The organism is Salinivibrio sp. IB282 (assembly GCF_001995685.1).
GTDB lineage: Bacteria > Pseudomonadota > Gammaproteobacteria > Enterobacterales > Vibrionaceae > Salinivibrio > Salinivibrio kushneri.
Window position 1 is genome coordinate 1 of sequence record NZ_MUET01000055.1, and the last position, 20,206, is coordinate 20,206.

The following is a 20,206-nucleotide window of genomic DNA, read 5'->3' on the forward strand; positions in this document are numbered from 1 at the left end:
GTACAGTACTGAGCGCACCGCAGTATAGGTTTAGAATCAAACCCGCGATCACCACCACGGTGGGCGATAGGCCGCGTCGCCATGCCAGCGCAAACACCACCAGCATCGTCAGCACCCCGCCAGACATCGCCACCATCGCGCTCGACCAAGTCAATAGCCAAGGGGCATAAAGCGTCGCTAGCATCAGCGCCAAGCTGGCGCCATTCGCCACCCCCAGCGTCGAGGGCGAGGCCAGTGGGTTACGCAACACCTGTTGCATTAAAGTACCGGCCAGCCCCAAACCCGCGCCAGCCAGCAATGCGGTGACCAAACGCGGCCACCAGGTTAAATGCATCACCACCCCAATCGACGCACTGTCATCCAGCGACCATAGAGAATCCCAGAGCATGGACGCGTTTACATTCCACTGCCCCAACTGAGTGGTGGCCAGACTCAACAACGCCGCCAATAATGCCAAAGGCACCCATACCAGACTCAGTTTCATGATTGACTCTCCTGCTCAGGGTTGGTCAATGCCGCGGTCACAAGGCGGGCAAAGCGTAACGCCGATGGAATCGCACCAAAACTCCATACCGGATCAATCATCAATGGCGTACGTCCCGTACGTTTAACCAAATATTGCCAAAACATATTGGTCTTAAGGGTTTGCTCGACGCCCGCGGGGAGTGGGCGCACAATCACTAGTTGCGCATCAAGGTCTAGCAGCTCGCGGATGGAGACCATGCTAAACCCCCAACTGTTGGTGGTATTTTGCCACGCGTTGCTGAGCCCCAATTCACTGATAGCGGCGTGATACAGGCTGTTGGTCCCAAACACCCGCACATGGTTGGCGTCAAGAAACTGGATCATCAGCAGCGGAGGCTGTTCACCGGGAATAGTATCGCGCAGGCTCGCTAATTGCCGCTTCGCATTAGCAATCAGGGTTTCACCGGCCTCCGGACGGTTGGCCTCACGTGCAATCTGCCGCGTCACGGTTTTTAACGACGTCCAGCTTAGGCCACTTTCATAGAGAGGAATTGAACTGACCGGCGCAATGGTGCTTAACTTGGGCTTCATTGCCTTAAAAATGGGCGAGATCAGAATTTTATCGGGGTGAAGCTCGGCCAAACGCTCCATGTTCGGCTGGGTGCGAAGCCCAATATCGACGGTTTTTTCTGAAATGGGCGGGGCTTTCACCCACGAATTGTAATCCGCCTTTTGCGCGACCGCGACGGGCGTCACTCCCAAGGCCAACAAGGTTTCAGTTTGGGTCCAATCCAGCGAAAGAATACGAGGCGATGCGCTGACGCTCGCTGACATCATGGCCGCGGTCAGCCAGACCACAAGCGTAAAAAAAGAGGACTTGATCATACCGGCGATAACTCCCCCGGCATAGCAACCGCATAGCCGGCGGTATGATCGGCAATCGGCATCTCAATGCCATAAATCGATTTGAGGGCCGACTCTTGAAACACATCACTAACCGCACCTTGAGTCAGGACTTGCCCGCAGTGCAAGGCGACAATCTCATCACAAAAACGCGCTGCCATATTAATATCGTGCACCACGATAATGATGGACTTATCCAGCTCTCGGCTGAGTTTGCGAACCAAGGTCATCACTTCAACTTGGTGGGCCACATCCAGTGCAGATAGCGGCTCATCGAGCAGTAAGTAACGCGTTTGCTGTGCCAGCAGCATTGCAATCCACAGCCGTTGGCGCTCGCCGCCCGATAAGGTATCGACCAAGCGCTCGGCATAATCTTGGGTGCCAGTCAGTGTCATTGCCTCGTTGATCGCTTGATGATCGGCTTTGGTCAACCGCCCCAGCAAACCATGCCAAGGATAGCGACCAAAACTGACCAACTCATACCCAGTTAAGTTATCGGTTGCCGGTAAATGCTGTGGCAAATAGGCCACCTCGCGCGCAAACGCTTTTTCCGACCATTTTGATAAGGGCTTTTGGTCTAATGCGATCTGCCCGCTGCTGGTTGCCTGTTGCTGCGCTAACAGCTTTATCAACGTCGACTTGCCCGACCCATTGTGTCCGACTAACGCACAGATTTTTCCCGGCGTAAACGACAAGCTCACCTTATCGAGTAACACTTTTCCGTTGACGGCAAACGCAACGTCCTTTGCCTCTAACATATCCCGATCCTACTTCTGCAAACACAAGCGCGTGGCACTTGCCCGTTATCTCTGAGAGCGGTAATTTTCCGATGCTTAAAAGGCAAATGCAAACCATTTTTATTTCGCTTTGTGCGCTTAGCGCTTGTTAATGAAAGAAATTAGACCTCAACCAAGTCACCATCAGGGATCCAAGCGTCATTCAGCCTCGTATCGCCAAGGGTGAATAGAAGATTGTTGTTACGACTGTCGAGAGCCCTATGTCCGCGCCCATCAGCCTTGTGTGGCTAAAACGCGATTTACGCCTGCGGGATCATGCCCCTTTACAAGCTGCCATTGCCGCTGGGCGTCCCTTGGTGATTTTGTACCTGTTTGAGCCACTGCTGCTTAACGATCCGCACCATAGCGAGCGCCACTGGCGATTTGTCTGGCAGTCGCTGTGCGATCTTAATCAGCAGCTGGCGCCGCTTGGCGGGCAGGTCACCATTTGCCAAGGTGAAGCACTCGCCGTTTTCGACGCCATCCACCAGCAGCAGGCAATTGGCGCGGTCTACAGCCATCAAGAAATTGGCGTCGACGCGACATTTTCGCGAGATAAAGCGGTGGCCAAATGGCTAGCAAGCCATCAGATCCCTTGGCATGAATTTCCCACTGGGGCGGTGATCCGCGGCGCGAAAAATCGGGTTGATTGGGACGCAGAATGGCAAAAAGTGATGCGTGCCCCTCTTGCCGATCCGGATTGGCAACAAACGCGCTGGCTAGACACATCACTCACGCTACCTTCACTCGGTCACCATAACTGGGATTCGCCTGCGCCACGCTTTCAGCCCGGCGGCCCGAGTTGGGCGTACAAAACCTTGCAGTCTTTTTTCCGCGAGCGCGGGAAACGCTATCAACGTCACATCTCTAAACCGCTCGCCAGCCGCAAAAGCTGTACGCGGCTATCACCCTATCTTGCATGGGGTAACATCAGCGTGCGCGAGATGTATCAAATCACCCTCCTCCATTGGCAAAAAAAGGGTTGGCGGCGTGCGCTGGTCGCTATGGTGTCGCGTTTGCATTGGCACTGTCATTTTATGCAGAAATTTGAAAGCGAGCACCACATGGAGCATCGGCCCGTCAATCGCGGCTACTTACATTTTGAGTACGCGAACGGTCCGCAGAGCGATGCGCACCTGCTCGCATGGCAACAAGGTCATACCGGTTATCCGCTCGTCGATGCCTGTATGCGCTGCCTGCACGCCACCGGCTATATCAACTTTCGTATGCGAGCGATGCTGGTCAGTTTTTTAACCCACCATCTACTGATTGACTGGCGGCGCGGTGTGCATCATTTGGCGCAGCTATTTCTCGATTTTGAGCCCGGCATTCACTACCCCCAGTTTCAAATGCAGGCTGGCGTGACGGGCGCCAATACCTTGCGCATTTATAACCCAGTGAAACAATCGCAAGAGCAAGATCCAGAAGGGGCATTTATTCGTGAATGGTTACCCGAGCTTTCTCCCTTGCCCGACAGCTTGATCCATACCCCGTGGCAAATGACCGATATGGAAGCGATGATGTACGGGGTGGTGCTTGGTGAAGACTACCCGAGACCCATTGTCGATATCGAACAAACCGGCAAACGTGCGCGTGACATTCTGTGGTCGTTTCGTAAACAGGACGCTGTTCGCATCGAGAAAGCACGGATCCTCGCCACCCATGTACGTCCAAGCAGCCCTGAGCAAACAAGCAGCCCTGAGCGAACAAGCAGCCCTGAGCGAACAAATAGCCCTGAGAACGCGGACAAGCGCACTCAACAATCACGTTCACCTGCCACTCAGTCTACTGGAGGCAACCCAGATGGCGCATAAAAAACCACATCTTCCCAGCAAGGTATGTTTGACGTGCGAACGCCCCTTTACGTGGCGTAAAAAGTGGGCGCGCTGTTGGGACGAAGTTAGGTATTGCTCTGACCGTTGCCGTCGCGAAGGTCGTCGCCATGCGCGAGCGGCGACGCACTGAACGCATCTAAAAGCGAATTCAATTTTGGATGTACCCACTGACGTTTAATCGATACCGCATAGAACGGCTCATACACACTCGGCAATAAGGCATAGCGGGTGAGCATGCCACTATCTAGCTCATCGCGAACCACCACTTCGGGCATTACCGCTAACGCATCATTGTCGCGGGTTAACAGGCGCAGCATCGCCATATCATTGGCTTCTGCCATGATGTAAGGCTTGAGTTGATACTGCGCTGAGATGGCGTCAAACCCCGAGCGAATGGGGTTATCGCCATAAGGCAACACCCACGCTTGGTGCTGGTAGCTGGCGTCTAAGGTGGGCGATAAGGCTTTACCCGGCCAACCAATCACGGCTACCGGCTGGCGTGCCAGTTGCTGATACTGCCAAATTTGTTTATTGGTCCCCCGCACCGCGATATTGGTTAGCGCCAAATCCAACTGGTGATCAGAAAGCGCATGAAGCAAGCCAGTTTGATCCATCGACTGCAACACATAGCGGCACTCTCGTTGATTGACCAAAGGCTGAATAAACTGCTCGATAAAGTTCCGCGACATGGTCGATAAGGTACCAATGCGAATCGTGGCACTAGACAACGCCCCGCCGCTGGATAGCAACTGCTCTAACTCTTCCCCTTGGCGAAAAATCTCTTCGGCATAGTTCATCGCTTGATAGCCACTTTCGGTCAACGTCAATGTACGACCTTGCCGCTCAAACAATTGCACCTGCATCGCCTGCTCAAGCTGCTTGATTTGTGACGACAGCGCCGACTGCGAAATATGCAGCTGGCGAGCGGTCTGGGTCAGGTTGCCGTGGCGCGCCACCTGCCAGAAATAATACAAATGATGGTAGTTCAGTCGGCTCATCGTTCTCTAAAACAGAATGAAAAGTGATTTATTATGTATTTTACTTAACTGTAGTAAGTTTTCACAATGTATCTCATAACTATTGCTGTGAGGTAAGTCATGTTATCCCTATTTCTCGTCACCCCGCTCAAACTGGTGCTGCTCGCACTGGTTGCGCTTCTTGGCGGTGTTATCTGGCGATACAGTGCCACTGCGTTTGCGGGCGAAGCCGACAAACACCGTTTTCTTTCATCCTTGCTGCTCACTTTGTCGGCAGTCTTGTTGGTTTTAGTTAGCAATCACCTGTTGCTGTTTTGGCTTGCTTGGGTGGCGGTTAGCCTCTCATTGGGCCGGTTAATTCTTTTCTATCCGCATCGGCCTCGCGCCCAACTCGCGGCACACAAAAAGATGCTGCTCGCCCACTTTAGCGAATTGCTACTCGGTGGCGCATTTTTACTGTTGTTTTTCCACTACCAAACCGCGCAGATTGATCAATTGATGTTTCAAGTCAGCCAGCAACCTCATACGCTGACTGTAAGCATCGCCGCCTTTATGTTGGTGGGCGTGGCGATTATCAAGTGCGCGCAACTGCCCTTGCACGGCTGGTTGATTCAAGTGGTGGAAGCGCCAACACCTGTCTCTGCCTTGTTGCATGCTGGCATTGTGAACCTTGGCGGGATCTTATTGATGCTGTTCGCGCCAGTGCTCGCGGCGAGCCCCAGTGCCAGCCTAGCACTGCTGGTTATCGCGGGCGTCAGTACGCTGGTAGCTGGGCTGGTGAGCCTGACACGCGTGAGCATCAAGGTAAAACTGGCGTGGTCGACCGTCGCCCAAATGGGGCTGATGTTAGTCGAAATCGCCCTAGGTCTTTACGAGTTGGCACTGCTGCACCTACTGGCGCACTCTTTCTACAAGGCGTTCTCTTTCCTCAACAGCGGCAATGGCGTGAATCATTGGCTCGCAACCCAACTGGCTGATGCCTCAGTCCCGCGTCGTAGCCATTGGCTTGCCGCGATGGCCACCGCAGGCGGTTTGATTGTCGCCGTACATCTAATTGTCGGTATTTTAAATAGCTTGGCCGCCGGCTGGTTGTTGTGGATGGCGATGACCATGCTGCTATTACCAGCCTTTACGCGCCCAGGCGCTGCCCGCCCGACACGCGTGCTGCTCAGTAGCGTGTTTGCACTTGGCCTGCTCGGACTCTACGCCGCCATTAAACATAGCTTGATTGTGTTTGTCGCGGGCGGTAATGCCACCTACTTATTTGCCGATGCCTTTGCGCTGGTGCTGTTTATCGCGCTGTTTGCTCTGTCACTGGCGGTCCAGTACTGGCCTCACAAAGCGTGGGTGAATCGCCTATTTATTTGGCTGAACGCCGGCGCTTACCTTGATGAATGGGCGACGCGCCTAACACTCAAATGGTGGCCAAGTGCTTCTTTAATCCAACTACAAACGACCCAATGGCAACCGCATAAGGAGACGCGCTAATGATTGCGAAAACGCCCAACGTATCTGCACACCCTGAGTCCCTCGGTGTGAGTGATTTTCGCGATGCCACCCAGCAAGCGGTCGCAGCGATTGCGCCAAGCTGGCCGTTGGATCAAATGATTGCAGTGAACCCATGGTGGCCGCAACGCTTTWCCCCCATTGAGCAAGTCTTTGCTGAGCAAGCGGTGTTAAGTGGCCACTGTCCGCTAATGCCGTCGGCGTACTATCTGTCGCATTGGCAATCGCCCATTAGTGAGGCACACCTTGCCGAGGCCATTTCAACCTCTGGCAGCGCATTAACAGTGAGTGATTGTCTGCGTGCACTGCGCATTCATAGCAGTAACCTYCCGCGTTGGAAGCCATTGGCTGAGTTGTGTGACCGCACTCGGGAAACACAAGAAGGCTYATCGTGGCAGCAAGAAATCCAGCAGCAAGTGAGCCAGTTTCTCGCACTCTATCACCAATACCCACAGCGTTTTGATGCTCAAGGCCAAGGCGGTGAGCACCTTTATCAATGCTGGTTGGATGTAGTGAGCCAAGATAAAGGCATTAAAACCCTCACTGGCGTGGATTTGCTCGCCGATTTCGCCGCTCTACCCACCCAAATGGATGCACTGATCGCTGAAGCGGCCGCCTTTTGGCAACCGATCCTTCACGACCAAGACGGTAACTTGGCCTATTGCCACGCGCTGATGCATGGTTTATCAGGTTGGGCAAGCTGGCAGGCTTGGTTAGATTGGCAGCAACAGCTCAGTGACAGTGAACAACAAGATCATGGCATGGGCCTCTTCGCGATTTTAGTCGCATGGGATACAGTGCTGGCACGCTGGCTTGCCAAACACCGTGAAACAGCGTGGGCAAGCATTCGCCAGTCCATGCACCATCAAGCGGTGAATGTGCGCCATTGGTATCACCAAGCACAACAACAGCTCGCGCCACTGTGGATTTGGCAACAAGCGCTGGAAATCAGTCAGCAGCGCCCTTGGGCACACGCCTTGTCCGCGCAGGCCAGTGTCGACACTCTCGCCACCTCGCCTACGCTGCAAGCTGTGTTTTGTATCGATGTGCGCTCTGAACCGATGCGTCGCGCGTTAGAAGCACAATCTGACAGGATTCAAACCCTTGGCTTTGCTGGCTTTTTTGGCTTGCCGATCGCCTATCAACCCACTGATAGCCAGATTCAACGCCCGCAACTGCCCGGCTTATTGGCACCGGCGATCACCGCCTCACAAACCCATGCTACCCCCGAGCGCTGGTTACGAATGACCAAGCTCGGCTGGCAACGTAGCCTTGATGCGCCCGCCGCCAACTTAGGCATGGTCGAAGCCGGTGGCATGCTGAAGCTCGTAAGCCTATTAAAACGCGCATTACGCATTTCTGGCACCGAAAACCCGCTAAATCGGCTCAGCCATACTGACAGTGATTGGGCGCTCACCCGTGACAATACGCCGTTAAGCGCAAAAGAAAAGGCGGAGCTAGGCGCTGGTATCTTGCGCGCCATGGGCATTGTTGACCATTTAGCCGATGCCGTCTTGTTGGTGGGTCATGGCAGTGAAACCTGTAACAACCCTCATGCAGCAGGGCTTGACTGTGGTGCTTGCGGTGGACAAACCGGTGAGGTGAATGTCCGCGTACTCGCACAGCTTCTTAACGATACCGACGTGCGTGATGCCATGGCACAGCAAGGCGTAACGATTCCCACCAGCACCCGTTTTTATGCCGCCATGCACAACACCACCACCGACGCACTGGATGTCTTCCACGCTCCCGAGCATGCCCAATGGCAAACTTGGATGGCCGCTGCAAGCGAACAAGCACGTTCAGCTCGCGCCAACCAATTTGCTCAAGCGCCTACCCAGGCGTCCAAACTCAAACGCTTCTTTGCCACACGGGCCAAAGACTGGGCACAAATGCGTCCTGAGTGGGGACTGTGTGATAACGCCACGTTCATCGTGGGCCCGCGCACTCTGTCTCGACAGATTAATTTGCAAGGTCGCAGCTTTTTACACGACTACGACATGCACAAAGACCGTGACTTTAGCCAGCTTGAAGCCATCCTCACCGCGCCCATGGTGGTGACCAATTGGATCAATCTGCAGTATTTTGCTTCTGTCACCGCACCGGAAAAATTCGGCAGCGGAAACAAACTGCTACACAATATCGTGGGTGGCCACATTGGGGTGTTTGAAGGGAATGGTGGCGACTTACGAATTGGCTTATCGCATCAATCCGTGCACGATGGCCGTCGATATCGCCACCAGCCAGTGCGATTAAGCGTATTTATCGCTGCCCCTCGGGAGGCAATTGATAGTATACTTGCACGCCATGACGATATAGCCGCGCTGGCGAATCACGGCTGGCTGTACTTGATGCAAATTGATGCGCAGGGTGCAGTTTGGCAACGCGATCGCTCGGGTCAGTGGTATCACCTGAACGTAGCAAAATAAAACGGAGCATGTCGTTGAAAACGCAACTTCTCTCAGCGCAGTGTTCAACGGATCTAACACAAGCCGCCGAGCTGCTGAAAGCCGGCGAACAAGTCGCGGTGCCTACAGAAACCGTGTACGGCTTGGCAGCGGATGCCAGCAATCCTGACGCCGTCGCGGGTATTTTTACCGCCAAAGGGCGACCCGCCAATCATCCTTTGATTGTTCATCTCGGTGACGTCGCATCGATCACCGAGTGGGCAACGCCGATCCCGGATGAAGCATATAAGCTGGCGAATGCCTTCTGGCCTGGGCCGATGACACTGCTGTTGCCACGTGCTGAACATATATCACCGGTGGTTACGGGTGGATTGGATACCATTGGCCTTCGCGTGCCTGCGCAACCTGTGTTATTGGACCTGCTCGCCACCCATCAGCTTGCCGTTGCCGCCCCGTCAGCGAACCMGTATAAAAAGCTCAGCCCCACCACGGCAGAGCAAGTGGTGCATGGTTTAGGCGGAAAAATTGCCGCAGTCATTGATGGCGGCCCTTGCCAACATGGGCTGGAATCGACCATTGTCGATCTTACCAAGCGTCCATTCCGCGTACTTCGCGCCGGTCCCATCACCGCCAGCGAGTTGAGCGCCGTGCTGGGTGAAACAGTCGACGCCCCCGAGCAGCACGACACCGTAGTACCCGGCAATGTGGGAAGCCATTACCAACCCAACACCCGGTTGCAGATTGTGGCGGCAGACTTGTCTGATCTCCCTGCGCCCCATCCGGAAAAACGCGCGGCCTTGCTTCACTTTGGCGAAGCCCCGACACGGGATGATCTGGTCTGCATTGCCATGCCGGATGACGCCGCGCGCTACGGGCAAGCGTTATATCACCAACTCGCCCAAGCCGACCAACTGGGCGTCGATGAAATCTGGCTCGCCCAGCCCCCTCATGGCGAAGCGTGGCTTGCGGTCCATGATCGCCTGCGCCGCGCCGTCAGCTAGTTTTTGACGCTCACAACGCGCGTGTTTGCATAAAGCTTGCCGTTGCAGTGGCACACACAGTGTCTGCAACGGTAAGCGTTGCCTCCAACTGACTCATTCCGTGTTTGGCTTTGACACACCAAGCACGTACCTCAGCCTCAACGGCAACGGGCACTGGATGGTGATAGCGAATATTAAGTGACGCTGTCACACTTTGCGGGGCAAACAAGAAGGTACAATGGGTCAACGCCGCATCCAAAAGCGTGGCAATCACTCCACCGTGCAGCTGATCTTGATACCCCTGCCAAGTGCTTTCTAACCAGACTTTTGCGCTCACTGCAGTTTCATCGTTTTGATAAAACTGCAATTTAAATAGACCATTGTCACTGCAAGCCACACACTGATGATGCGAACGTGGCGGCATCACGCGTAATTCAGTCATGGCAACCGCAACCCTTTCCACTCGCGCGACCGCCTTTACCTTGCCGCTTAACACACCCTCGATGTTGATGACCTAAACGGCGGCCTTGCGCGCCACAACCTTTCCCACGCTCTGAGTGACAAGTGGCGGTCTGTTGTTGTGGTTTTTGCTGCTTCATTCGCTGCAACGCTGGTCGTCCTTGACTGGCATCCGTAAGCGGTTGCCAGTACGCAGGCGACAGCCACTGAGTGGAATTTAGACGACCATTGGTTAACTGATACACATGTAAGCCAGCATCAAGTAATCCCGCTAACGCATGCTCGCCAATATGACGGGTCACCACACGTGTTACTTGGTTAGCTTTCAGCATCGCTATCAAGGCGTTTTTGGCACCACAACCTTCGGCAGCGCGCGGATTAGCAAAGCAGGCTATCGCTTGGCCATCGTCGTCAAACAGCGCGAAATGTTCTGCTTTCATAAAATGTCCCGCAGGACGGTCTTGGTTCATCGCAATAGCAATTGTCATCTTCCGTTCTCTCTTTATATAAATGGCATATGCTAAAAATACGCCTCATTTGTGGCATATGCAATAAATAAAGTTAGAAGAGGTCAAAAATAATGTGTTGAAGCATCAAGTTTGCCATTACAAATGCACGACTTGTGAGAGGTGTAAGGTCTGGCCCTTTCAGTTCGATTTTCATTACAGTCATGCATATGCTTGACATATGCCACACTGAAATTATACTGAATAAAGATTGAACAGATACATGGCGAGGACCTTATGAGAACAATATCCATTTTCAAAAATGGCAAGAATCAAGCGGTACGCTTGCCAAAGGATTTTGAGTTTGACGGCGTTAATGAGCTTGAAATTCATAAAGAGGGGGATGTCATCACCTTACGCCCAGCTCGACCAAGTTGGCTCTCATTTGGCGAGCTCGAAAAGGCTGATAGTGATTTCATGACCCATCGCGAGGAGCTGATAAAAGACGAGGGACGGTTCAACTTTGACTAATAAAATCAACTATATGCTTGATACATGTATTTGTTCATTCATTATGAGAGAGCAACCCAGAGCGGTGTTGAAAAAGCTTCACACTGTTGTCGGCAATCAACATCGCATTGTTATCTCAGCCATTACCTACCAAGAGATGCAATATGGGTTGTTAGGAAAAAAGGCATCACCAAAACATGCGGTGCTTGTTGATGCTTTTCTTCAGCGAATCGATGAGATTTTACCTTGGGATAAAGCCGCTGTTGACGCGACAACTGCAGTTAAGCGCAATCTAATGAATAAAGGCACCCCTATTGGCGGAAACGACACAGCAATTGCAGGTCACGCCATTGCGACTGGTTGTGTACTAGTCACAAACAATACGAGGGAGTTTCAGCGTGTTGAAGGACTGAAACTTGAAGATTGGGCTCAATAGTGCCGACGTAACGACGGCTCATGTCGAACTACTCTTCTGACTCAAACACCAGTGCTTTGCCTTCTACGAGGCAGGCGGTGGTTTTGGCGCGGGCGCGTTTTACCAGGTTGGCTAACGTTTGACGGGATACGCCCATGACTTCCGCGGCTTGCAGTTGCTGCATCCCCTGATGATCAACAAGGCGCATGGCTTCGAACTCATCCAGGCCAATGGTCACCGTCTCTAGCTCACTGAGTGGAATGGCGTTGGGTTTAAAACAGTTGGTATGCGGTTTCCCGCAGATACGGCGGGGCATTTTAGGACGCGGCATAGGGTCTCCTTTTTCGCCTATGCTAAGCGAGTTTATTGCTTATGCCAACAAAAAGGGATGCCAATGCATCCCTTTTCTATTTATTACTACTGGCAGTGACTTAGTCTGCCACGTTACACGCCGTACGTTACACGTCGTACGTTACACGTCGTACGTCGTCGAGGCGGTATTACCGCCGGTGCCTGTCCAGTTGGTGTGGAAGAACTCACCACGTGGCTTATCGAGACGCTCATAAGTGTGCGCGCCAAAGTAGTCACGCTGGGCTTGCAGCAGGTTCGCCGGCAAACGTGCTGTGGTGTAGCCATCCAAGAAGGTCAGCGCCGATGTAGTACACGGCATTGGGATACCGGTTTCCATCGATTTCGCCGCTACTTTACGCCATGCCGCTAAACAGTTATCCAAGATCCCTTTAAAGTACGCATCTGAGCCCAAGAAGGCCAAGTCAGGATCCTTAGCAAAGGCATCACGGATGTTACCCAAGAAGGCCGAACGGATAATACAGCCGCCACGCCACATCAGCGCGACGTTGCCGTAGTTGAGATCCCAGCCGTTCTCATCAGACGCTTCACGCATTAGCATAAAGCCTTGCGCGTAAGAGATAATTTTTGACGCCAGCAGCGCTTGACGCAGTGCATCAACCCACTCGGCTTTGTCACCATCAACCGGCTGGATGTGTTTTTCGAACAAGGTCTCTGCCGCCACACGCTGATCTTTGAGTGCAGACAGACAACGCGAGAACACCGATTCAGAAATCAGAGTGAGCGGAATGCCAAGATCCAGCGCGTTGATGCCAGTCCATTTGCCAGTGCCTTTTTGGCCCGCGGTGTCGAGAATTTTCTCAACCAATGGCTCACCGTCTTGGTCTTTATAACCCAAGATATCCGACGTGATCTCGACCAGATAGCTATCCAGCTCGGTTTTGTTCCAGTCGGTAAACACCTGCTGCATTTCATCATGGCTCATACCAAGGCCGTCTTTCATGAACTGGTACGCCTCGGTGATCAGCTGCATGTCGCCATACTCGATACCGTTGTGCACCATTTTCACAAAGTGGCCGGCACCATCGCGTCCAACCCAATCACAGCATGGCTCGCCGCTATCGGTTTTTGCTGCGATACCTTGGAAGATAGGCTTCACCGCTGGCCACGCTTCTTCTGAGCCGCCTGGCATAATTGACGGCCCAAAACGTGCACCTTCTTCACCGCCAGACACACCGGCACCGATAAAGTGAATGCCTTTTTCACGCAGTGCTGCCACACGACGGTTGGTATCTGGGTAGTTAGTGTTACCGCCATCAATAATGATGTCGCCTTTCTCAAGTAATGGGGTGAGTTTGTCGATAAAGGTATCGACCACATCACCGGCACGAACCATCAGCATCACTTTACGTGGCGTTTCTAGTTTCTCAACCAACTCTTCCAGTGAATAAGCGCCAACGATGTTAGTGCCCTTGGCTGGGCCTTCAAGAAACTCATCCACTTTGGCCGCGGTGCGGTTATGCGCCACCACTTTAAAGCCGTTGTCGTTCATGTTGAGGATCAGGTTTTGGCCCATGACCGCCAAACCAATTACGCCGATATCACCTTTCATCGTGCTCTCCATTAATTCTGTTCTGGTAATTTTTTTGCTGCCGCGGTATCGAGTACCCACTCCGTGGTGCCTTTAGCACTGCGGATATTGGCGGCAGGGTATGGCAGTTGAGTGGGCTCGTGTGAGGCGATCTCATGCACAATCGATTGCTTGCCTTCACCCAACACCAGATAACTGATTTTCTTCGCCGCGCGCAGCACACGGGCGGTTTTTGATACCCGCTTTTGACCCGACTCAGGATGCGAGGCCACCAGCGCGAGCGCGGTATTGTCATACTGAGGATCGTGCGGGAATAGCGAGGCGGTATGGCCATCGCCACCGACGCCCAGCAAGATCCAATCAAACACAGGCGTGCCGTTTTCGCTTGGGATCAGCGCTTGCATTTCCGCACCAAAGCGCGTGGCTTCCACGTCCGGATCGTCTTCACCACGAATACGATGAATGTTCTCTTCTGGAATACGAATCTGGCTAAACAGCAGTTTGTCGGCTTCGCCAAAGTTGCTTTCAGCATCATCCGGTGCCACGCAGCGCTCATCGCCCCACCAAAAATGCAGGTTTTGCCATTGAATCGCCGTGGCGTAGTCATCACTGGCTAAACGCTTAAACAGCATTTTGGGCGTGCTACCGCCAGAAAGCGAAATGTGTACGGCACGATCTTGCTCACTGAGCGTTTGCATCGCGTCGGCTAAGTGATTGACCACCGCGTCGGCATCATCAAAAATTCGGGCATTTATCATAATTCGCAGTATTCCGTGTCAGTCAGGTTTTTGCAGGGGAAGCGCCACGCATGACCATCACGCTCAAGCAATTGATCCGCTTCTTTCGGCCCCCAAGTGCCACAGGCATAACCATATAGCGCTTTGCCATTATCCTTATATTGAAGAATCGGCTCAACAAACTGCCAGCAGGCTTCCACCGCGTCACTGCGGGCAAACAAGGTGGCATCGCCTTTAAGCGCATCCAGCAACAAACGTTCATAAGCCGTCAGCATCTGGGTTTCTTCCAGCGACGTATAATGAAAATCCATATTGACCGCTTTGGCGTTAAAGCCAGCACCCGGCTCTTTAAGACCAAAGCTCATTTGAATGCCTTCATCCGGCTGAATGCGGATCACCAAACGGTTCTCGGGCGCGTTTTTACCGAACACAGGGTGCGGAGTCTGTTTAAAGTGGATCACCACTTCGGTCACGCGTGTTGGCAAGCGTTTACCGGTGCGCACATAAAAGGGCACCCCATTCCAACGCCAGTTGTTGATAAACATCTTCAGGCCAACATAAGTCTCGGTACGCGAGTCTTCGGCGACACCTGGCTCATCACGGTAACTGGGTAGTGGTTTGCCGCCAACTTGCGATTCAGTGTACTGACCCAGCACCAAGTTATTGTGCAAGTCGTCTTCAGAGAGCGGCTCGAGCGATTGCAGTGCTTTAAACACCTCATCACGCATCGCATCAGCATTGATTTGTGCAGGCGGCTCCATCGCCACGAGCGATAACACTTGCAACAAGTGGTTTTGGAACATATCGCGCACCGCACCCGATTGATCGTAGTAACCACCGCGGCCTTCCACCCCAAGGTTTTCAGCACCGGTGATCTCAACATAATCGATGAAGTTACGGTTCCAGAGCGGCTCAAACATCGCATTAGAAAAACGGAAAACCAGTAGATTTTGTACCGTTTCTTTGCCTAAGTAATGGTCAATGCGGTAAATCTGATGCTCGGCAAAATGGGCGTGAATGTCTTTGTCGAGCTGGCGCGCAGAGGCAAGATCGTAACCAAACGGTTTTTCGACCACCAAGCGTTTCCAACCGTGACTTTCATCATTCAAACCATGTGCGGCGAGGCAGGCAGGGATAAAGTTGTACAGCTTCGGCGGCGTAGCTAGATAAAACAAGGTATTACGCTGGGTGAAGCCATATTGTTCGGACAACTCGTCTAAACGGCCTGTTAGCGCGCCATACTCGTGGGTATCAGAGATATTAAATGATTGATAGTGCACGTGCGCCATAAAGGCGTCGAGCGTGGCAGGATCAGTTTCTTCAAGCTCTTGCATTGAGTGACGTAGTTTATCGCGAAATGACTCGTCACTGTAGAAGGTGCGGCTTGCGCCTAAAATCGCGAAAGACGCAGGCAGCTGTTTGTTCGCATACAAATGATACAGGGCTGGGATCAGCTTACGGAAGGTCAGATCGCCAGATGCACCAAAAATAACAATACTGCTGTTTTCTGGAATTACCATCATCTTTCCTTTGATAATAAAGGTACTGCATGTGATTTGCGCCACAAATTAGCAGCGCAATGGCCAAATTGGTAATTGGCCCTACCTATTGATTTCATCGATGTCACCACTGGAACACGCTGATCGGCTAGCTAATCCCTACATTCGCAGCCAGCACGACACAGACAGAGTGAGACAATGGCGGCCTAGTCTAGCACTTTCTTACTCAATAAGCTTTACCCTAACTGGTATGACGTGGCGAGATGCCCACCTGCTGGGCAGCCTCACACAGCTGTTGGATCAGCGCGTCGACTTTTTCATTCCGCTCATTGCGCAAGGTATATAAGCCGACGTTACCTCTCTTACTCGGATGAGCACCCAACACGCTTACCCCCTGACTGGCCAGATACATCTGGGCTCGGCTGGTATAGGGCATCACCGCCTGAGTGTCGGGTAATAAGTCGATACCGGGACTGAGAGCATCAACATCAAACACCACTTGGTTGACGTGCGTCGTTGGGCTGATGGGGTTCGCTAGCAAATGCGCATGCCGGGCATGATCAGGCGTGACACGCATCAAAGGCCAATCACTTAGGCGCTGAGGGTCAATGCTGGCGGACGTGTCTGTGAGTAGCGGATGGTTGTCAGCCACATAATAACTTTCTGCGTCCTGAAACAACGGCATAAAACGCACTTGCTGGCTGGCGACCAGATCGTCAATTTCATGACCGATAAACACATCCACATCACCACTGAGCAGCGACGCCATTAATGCCAAACGGTTACCAAATTCAATATGGACGGCACACTGGCGATCCGCTTGATAATCAAGCACTGCCGGTTTAACAAACAAGGGCCACCACGCTTCCCCGGTGCCAAGCTTTATTTGTCCCGCTTCACGCGCTTGCAAAGCATGAATCTGGGCATAAAGCCGTTGCCGCTCGGCGTGCAGTGCCGTGGCATGCTGATAATAAAGCTCTCCTGCTGCAGTCATACTGACGCCACGAGGGTGGCGAACCAACAGCGGACACGCGAAACGTTGCTCCAGCTTTTGGATCTGTGCCGTCAATGAGGGCTGGCTGATCCCTAACTGCAACGCGGCCGCTTTAATGCCACCCGCCTCAACCACCGCAATAAAGTAGCCGGCGACTTTTTCTACATCCATACCGCCCTCACTCACAATTTAATGGCTTACTTTATAGCCTAAAAGAGATACACGATTCAATGATAACGCGTATTTTTAACCCATTACCACCTTACCTATAGTCAATCAGTTATATCAATAAGCGCCACGCCTATTTTTCTTGGCATCGCTYGCGCGCTAGGCTGTTGGCCACATCTCAAGCGAAGGCTTTGAGGATTTTTATTGTCAATAAGAGGTAATCGGTATGCAGAACGCTTGGTGGCATGATGCCGTTGTTTATCAAATCTACCCTCGCAGTTTTTACGACACCAATGGAGATGGCATTGGCGATCTGAACGGAATTATCGAGAAACTCGATTACTTACATTGGCTCGGCGTCAATGTGTTATGGCTATCACCGGTGTACCAATCGCCGATGGATGACAATGGCTACGACATTTCCGATTACTGCGCGATCGCGCCTGAATTTGGCACCATGGAAGACATGACGCGCTTGATTGATAAAGCCGGCGCGCTTGGCATCAAAATCGTGATGGATTTGGTCGTCAATCACACCTCCGACGAACACCCTTGGTTCCAAGCTGCGCTTCAAGACAAAAACAGTCCCTATCGCGACTTTTACATTTGGCGCGATGCCAAACCCGATGGCAGTGCACCCGATGATCAAGGCTCAATTTTTGGTGGCAGTGCATGGCAATGGGAGCCAAACACCGAGCAGTATTACTTTCACTTGTTCTCCAAACGTCAGCCCGACCTGAACTGGGAAAACCCCGCCGTTCATGACGCCGTGCATAAAATGATGAACTGGTGGATCGACAAAGGCATTGGCGGATTCCGCCTCGATGTGATTGATTTAATTGGTAAGGAAATCGACAAAGGCATTACCGGCAACGGCCCGCGCCTTCACCCTCTGCTGCAGGCGATGAACCAAGCAACATTTGGCGGCAAAGACTTGCTCACCGTCGGCGAAACATGGGGCGCAACGCCGGAGATTGCCAAGCTTTATAGCGCACCGGACCGCGATGAACTCTCCATGGTGTTCCAATTTGAACACATTACCGTCACCTGGAAAGACGGCGATAAATGGCAGCCCGTGCCGCTGGATGTCGCCGCCCTTAAACAGGTACTGTTCAAATGGCAGCAAGAGTTAGCTGATACTGGCTGGAACTCGCTGTTTTGGAACAACCACGACTTGCCCCGCGCCGTATCCAAGTTTGGTCACGACGGTGAGTACCGGACACGCTCAGCAAAAATGCTCGCCACAACCTTGCACTTAATGAAAGGCACGCCCTATATCTACCAAGGGGAAGAGATTGCGATGACCAATGTCGCCTTCCCGTCTATCGACGATTATCACGACATCGAAACCCGCAATTTTTACGACTTGCGTGTTGCAGAAGGCGTTGATCCCAACACCATGATGGAGGCGGTATACCAAAACAGTCGCGATAACGCCCGTACCCCGATGCAATGGGATAACGCACCGCAGGCAGGCTTTACCCAAGGAACACCGTGGTTACCGGTTAATCCTAACTACACCACCATCAATGTGGCACGAGCGACTGAAAACAGTGGCTCGGTGCTCTATCACTACCGTGAGCTGATCAAGCTCCGCAAGCAATACCCAGTGATTGCACATGGCCAGTTTGCGCCTGTGGAAGAAGCCCACCCTGATGTGATCGCCTACGAGCGCTTCGACGACACCCATCGTATTCTCGTGGTCAGCAACTTTAGTGAGCAAAAACAAACCATCCCCCTCCCCGAACACTGGCACGATAAGGCCTTAACCTGCCTAAGCTACAACATGGATCCGGTCAAACAGTTGAGCACCACCTACAAACTGGCCCCTTATGAGTCGTTTGCGGTGATGATTTAACCCTTCACGGTATTGCATGGGTAACACCCACAAAAAAAGCCTGGGTTAGAGACGCCTCTAACCCAGGCTGCGAGGCTAAATAATACTGAATGTCATTAAGTCACTCGAGCTTTMTGAGAGTGCATCACAGCGCAATCGCTGCTAAACAAGTGCCACTCTCTTTTGAGCAAAACTTCCTCTATACCGATGAAATATTAAGTCGCCCTCGCCTTAAATAAACCGCAAAAAATTTCACCAATTGGTGAACTCATTGAGTCGCAAAAATAAAAGATAAGATAGTCACCAAGGTTAAAAAACGGTGATGAATCAATGCAGAGATGTCTCTATCATTGCGGAATGTTTAACCACTCAAGTCATCGAATTAACATCAATATTGTCAATGACGTGACAGTAGTCACTTATTTAGGCATTGCTGCCGATAAATCAAGGTCAGGATTAGTCACACGATTATTTTACTTTTATTCTAATTAATTTTCGCGTGCGCGAATGCGTTCAGCAACCACAGCGTTCAACACGCTCAATTTAGTGACATTTTTGTTATTAATTTACAGGGCTTACAAAAAGGACTGAGTGCATGTTTGTATACTTGTTCGAAGCCAAATCGATACAGTCTTATCTGTTTCAATCTGGCAAACTTAAAGATGTTATCGCGGCGAGTGAACGTCTTGATAATCTGGTTGACGAAACGTCAACCAGTATTCTGCAATCCGTCATCGAATCAGCCGGTTTAGATACCGATTTATTAAACGATGAATTGATAGAATCATCAGAAACGATTCATTTTCTACGATGCAAAGGCGGTGCCTTTTACTGCTGTGCACAAACGCAAGCGCCACTCATAAAGCTGCGCTCTTTGTGGACATTAACCCTGCAACAGATGTTTCCATCGCTGGAATATACTGATGCGCTCACGGAAGCAGAGACCTTGATAGAAGCCCTCGATCTTGGCCACCAGCAGCTCGCCAACGATCGTAATACGCCAACCATATCTTTTCCCATCGCCACCGCGCCGATTGAACGCTTTTCAAGAACCGGCCGACCCAGTGTCCGCATGTCACCGCTGGCGCAAAGAGAAGATGATGGCCTTAATCAAGTCGACATCGATACAGACTTGCACCGCCAGGCTTATCAATCCATGAATATGCGTGAAGCGGCGGCGCTGCAAGACAAATTCACGCCCGAGGATCTCCAGGGCACGATTCACTACCCGCTTGATCTTGAGAAAGACTTTCTATTCGACGATGAGCAGCACGGCGCACCAGACAGCGATCCCACCAAAGATATTGCCCTCATTCATATTGATGGTAATGGATTGGGCATACTGCTGATGCGACTCAAAAACGCACTCAAAGACAAAAGTGATGCTGAAC

20 protein-coding genes are annotated in these 20,206 nt (G+C 52.2%); 9 read left to right on the forward strand and 11 right to left on the reverse strand.

The genetic code is table 11. The annotated features are described in order from the left end of the window. The 3 genes from BZG14_RS11220 to BZG14_RS11230 form a co-directional block, all read right to left on the reverse strand. On the reverse strand, positions 1–484 hold a 484-nt coding region (locus BZG14_RS11220), incomplete at its 3' end, for an iron chelate uptake ABC transporter family permease subunit (protein WP_158011749.1). Continuing rightward, positions 481–1,350, reverse strand: coding sequence for an iron-siderophore ABC transporter substrate-binding protein (locus BZG14_RS11225; protein ID WP_077608755.1), 870 nt, complete (start codon positions 1,348–1,350; stop codon positions 481–483). The genes BZG14_RS11225 and BZG14_RS11220, both read right to left, overlap by 4 nt. Then, positions 1,347–2,126 carry an ABC transporter ATP-binding protein gene (locus BZG14_RS11230; protein WP_077608756.1) on the reverse strand — a complete coding sequence of 260 codons (780 nt, stop codon included), beginning with the start codon at positions 2,124–2,126 and terminating at the stop codon, positions 1,347–1,349. The genes BZG14_RS11225 and BZG14_RS11230 overlap by 4 nt, the downstream gene beginning before the upstream one ends. A gap of 239 nt (positions 2,127–2,365) precedes the next feature. On the opposite strand from BZG14_RS11230, the gene BZG14_RS11235 reads away from it, so the two are divergent. After that, positions 2,366–3,958, forward strand: coding sequence for an FAD-binding domain-containing protein (locus BZG14_RS11235; RefSeq protein ID WP_077608757.1), 1,593 nt, complete (start codon positions 2,366–2,368; stop codon positions 3,956–3,958). Further along, positions 3,948–4,109: a DUF2256 domain-containing protein gene (locus BZG14_RS11240; RefSeq protein WP_077458369.1), complete on the forward strand. Its 162-nt coding sequence runs from the start codon at positions 3,948–3,950 to the stop codon at positions 4,107–4,109. The genes BZG14_RS11235 and BZG14_RS11240 overlap by 11 nt, the downstream gene beginning before the upstream one ends. Here BZG14_RS11240 and BZG14_RS11245 read toward each other — a convergent pair. Next, positions 4,045–4,977: a LysR family transcriptional regulator gene (locus BZG14_RS11245; RefSeq protein ID WP_069589407.1), complete on the reverse strand. Its 933-nt coding sequence runs from the start codon at positions 4,975–4,977 to the stop codon at positions 4,045–4,047. The two genes, BZG14_RS11240 and BZG14_RS11245, sit on opposite strands and share 65 nt — an antisense overlap. Before the next feature lie 99 nt (positions 4,978–5,076). Between BZG14_RS11245 and BZG14_RS11250 the strand changes: the two genes are divergently transcribed. Genes BZG14_RS11250 through BZG14_RS11260 form a run of 3 tightly spaced genes read left to right on the forward strand, consistent with a single transcriptional unit; the run spans position 5,077 to position 9,871 of the window. Next, positions 5,077–6,444, forward strand: coding sequence for an NADH-quinone oxidoreductase subunit L (locus tag BZG14_RS11250; protein WP_077608758.1), 1,368 nt, complete (start codon positions 5,077–5,079; stop codon positions 6,442–6,444). Further along, positions 6,444–8,891, forward strand: a complete 2,448-nt coding sequence (locus tag BZG14_RS11255; RefSeq protein WP_077608759.1) for a DUF2309 domain-containing protein — start codon at positions 6,444–6,446, stop codon at positions 8,889–8,891. The genes BZG14_RS11250 and BZG14_RS11255 overlap by 1 nt, the downstream gene beginning before the upstream one ends. 8 nt (positions 8,892–8,899) lie before the next feature. After that, positions 8,900–9,871, forward strand: a complete 972-nt coding sequence (locus BZG14_RS11260; protein ID WP_108743554.1) for an L-threonylcarbamoyladenylate synthase — start codon at positions 8,900–8,902, stop codon at positions 9,869–9,871. A gap of 10 nt (positions 9,872–9,881) precedes the next feature. Here BZG14_RS11260 and BZG14_RS11265 read toward each other — a convergent pair whose 3' ends face one another. Then, positions 9,882–10,292 carry a PaaI family thioesterase gene (locus BZG14_RS11265; protein WP_077608760.1) on the reverse strand — a complete coding sequence of 137 codons (411 nt, stop codon included), beginning with the start codon at positions 10,290–10,292 and terminating at the stop codon, positions 9,882–9,884. Further along, positions 10,285–10,797: a NifB/NifX family molybdenum-iron cluster-binding protein gene (locus tag BZG14_RS11270; RefSeq protein ID WP_077608761.1), complete on the reverse strand. Its 513-nt coding sequence runs from the start codon at positions 10,795–10,797 to the stop codon at positions 10,285–10,287. The genes BZG14_RS11265 and BZG14_RS11270 overlap by 8 nt, the downstream gene beginning before the upstream one ends. A 255-nt stretch (positions 10,798–11,052) precedes the next feature. Here BZG14_RS11270 and vapB point away from each other — a divergent pair, with 255 nt between their 5' ends. Next, complete coding sequence (gene vapB / locus BZG14_RS11275) at positions 11,053–11,286, forward strand: type II toxin-antitoxin system VapB family antitoxin (protein WP_069363032.1); 234 nt, start codon at positions 11,053–11,055, stop codon at positions 11,284–11,286. Further along, positions 11,279–11,701: a type II toxin-antitoxin system VapC family toxin gene (locus BZG14_RS11280; RefSeq protein WP_241824660.1), complete on the forward strand. Its 423-nt coding sequence runs from the start codon at positions 11,279–11,281 to the stop codon at positions 11,699–11,701. The genes vapB and BZG14_RS11280 overlap by 8 nt, the downstream gene beginning before the upstream one ends. A 28-nt stretch (positions 11,702–11,729) precedes the next feature. Here BZG14_RS11280 and BZG14_RS11285 read toward each other — a convergent pair whose 3' ends face one another. The 5 genes from BZG14_RS11285 to BZG14_RS11305 form a co-directional block, all read right to left on the reverse strand. Continuing rightward, entirely contained in the window at positions 11,730–12,011 is a 282-nt protein-coding gene (locus BZG14_RS11285; protein WP_021023566.1) for a DUF134 domain-containing protein, read from the reverse strand. Positions 12,012–12,152: 141 nt separating this feature from the next. After that, positions 12,153–13,601 (reverse strand): decarboxylating NADP(+)-dependent phosphogluconate dehydrogenase, encoded by a 1,449-nt coding sequence (gnd, locus tag BZG14_RS11290; RefSeq protein ID WP_077608762.1) that lies wholly within the window; start codon positions 13,599–13,601, stop codon positions 12,153–12,155. 11 nt (positions 13,602–13,612) lie between these two features. Beyond that, a complete protein-coding gene (gene pgl / locus BZG14_RS11295) occupies positions 13,613–14,338 on the reverse strand; it encodes a 6-phosphogluconolactonase (RefSeq protein WP_077608763.1) in 726 nt (241 codons plus the stop codon). Continuing rightward, the gene (zwf, locus tag BZG14_RS11300) at positions 14,335–15,837 is read right to left on the reverse strand and encodes a glucose-6-phosphate dehydrogenase (protein WP_077458389.1); all 1,503 of its coding nucleotides are present in this window, start codon (positions 15,835–15,837) and stop codon (positions 14,335–14,337) included. Before zwf ends, pgl begins: the two co-directional genes overlap by 4 nt. A gap of 220 nt (positions 15,838–16,057) precedes the next feature. After that, on the reverse strand, positions 16,058–16,981 hold the full coding sequence (locus tag BZG14_RS11305) for a LysR family transcriptional regulator (RefSeq protein ID WP_077608764.1): 924 nt from the start codon (positions 16,979–16,981) through the stop codon (positions 16,058–16,060). Between the two features lie 223 nt (positions 16,982–17,204). On the opposite strand from BZG14_RS11305, the gene BZG14_RS11310 reads away from it, so the two are divergent. Beyond that, positions 17,205–18,836: a glycoside hydrolase family 13 protein gene (locus BZG14_RS11310; protein ID WP_077608765.1), complete on the forward strand. Its 1,632-nt coding sequence runs from the start codon at positions 17,205–17,207 to the stop codon at positions 18,834–18,836. A 574-nt stretch (positions 18,837–19,410) separates the two neighbouring features. After that, positions 19,411–20,206, forward strand: a 796-nt coding sequence (locus tag BZG14_RS11315; RefSeq protein ID WP_198532056.1) for a hypothetical protein, incomplete at its 3' end; no start/stop codon positions are given.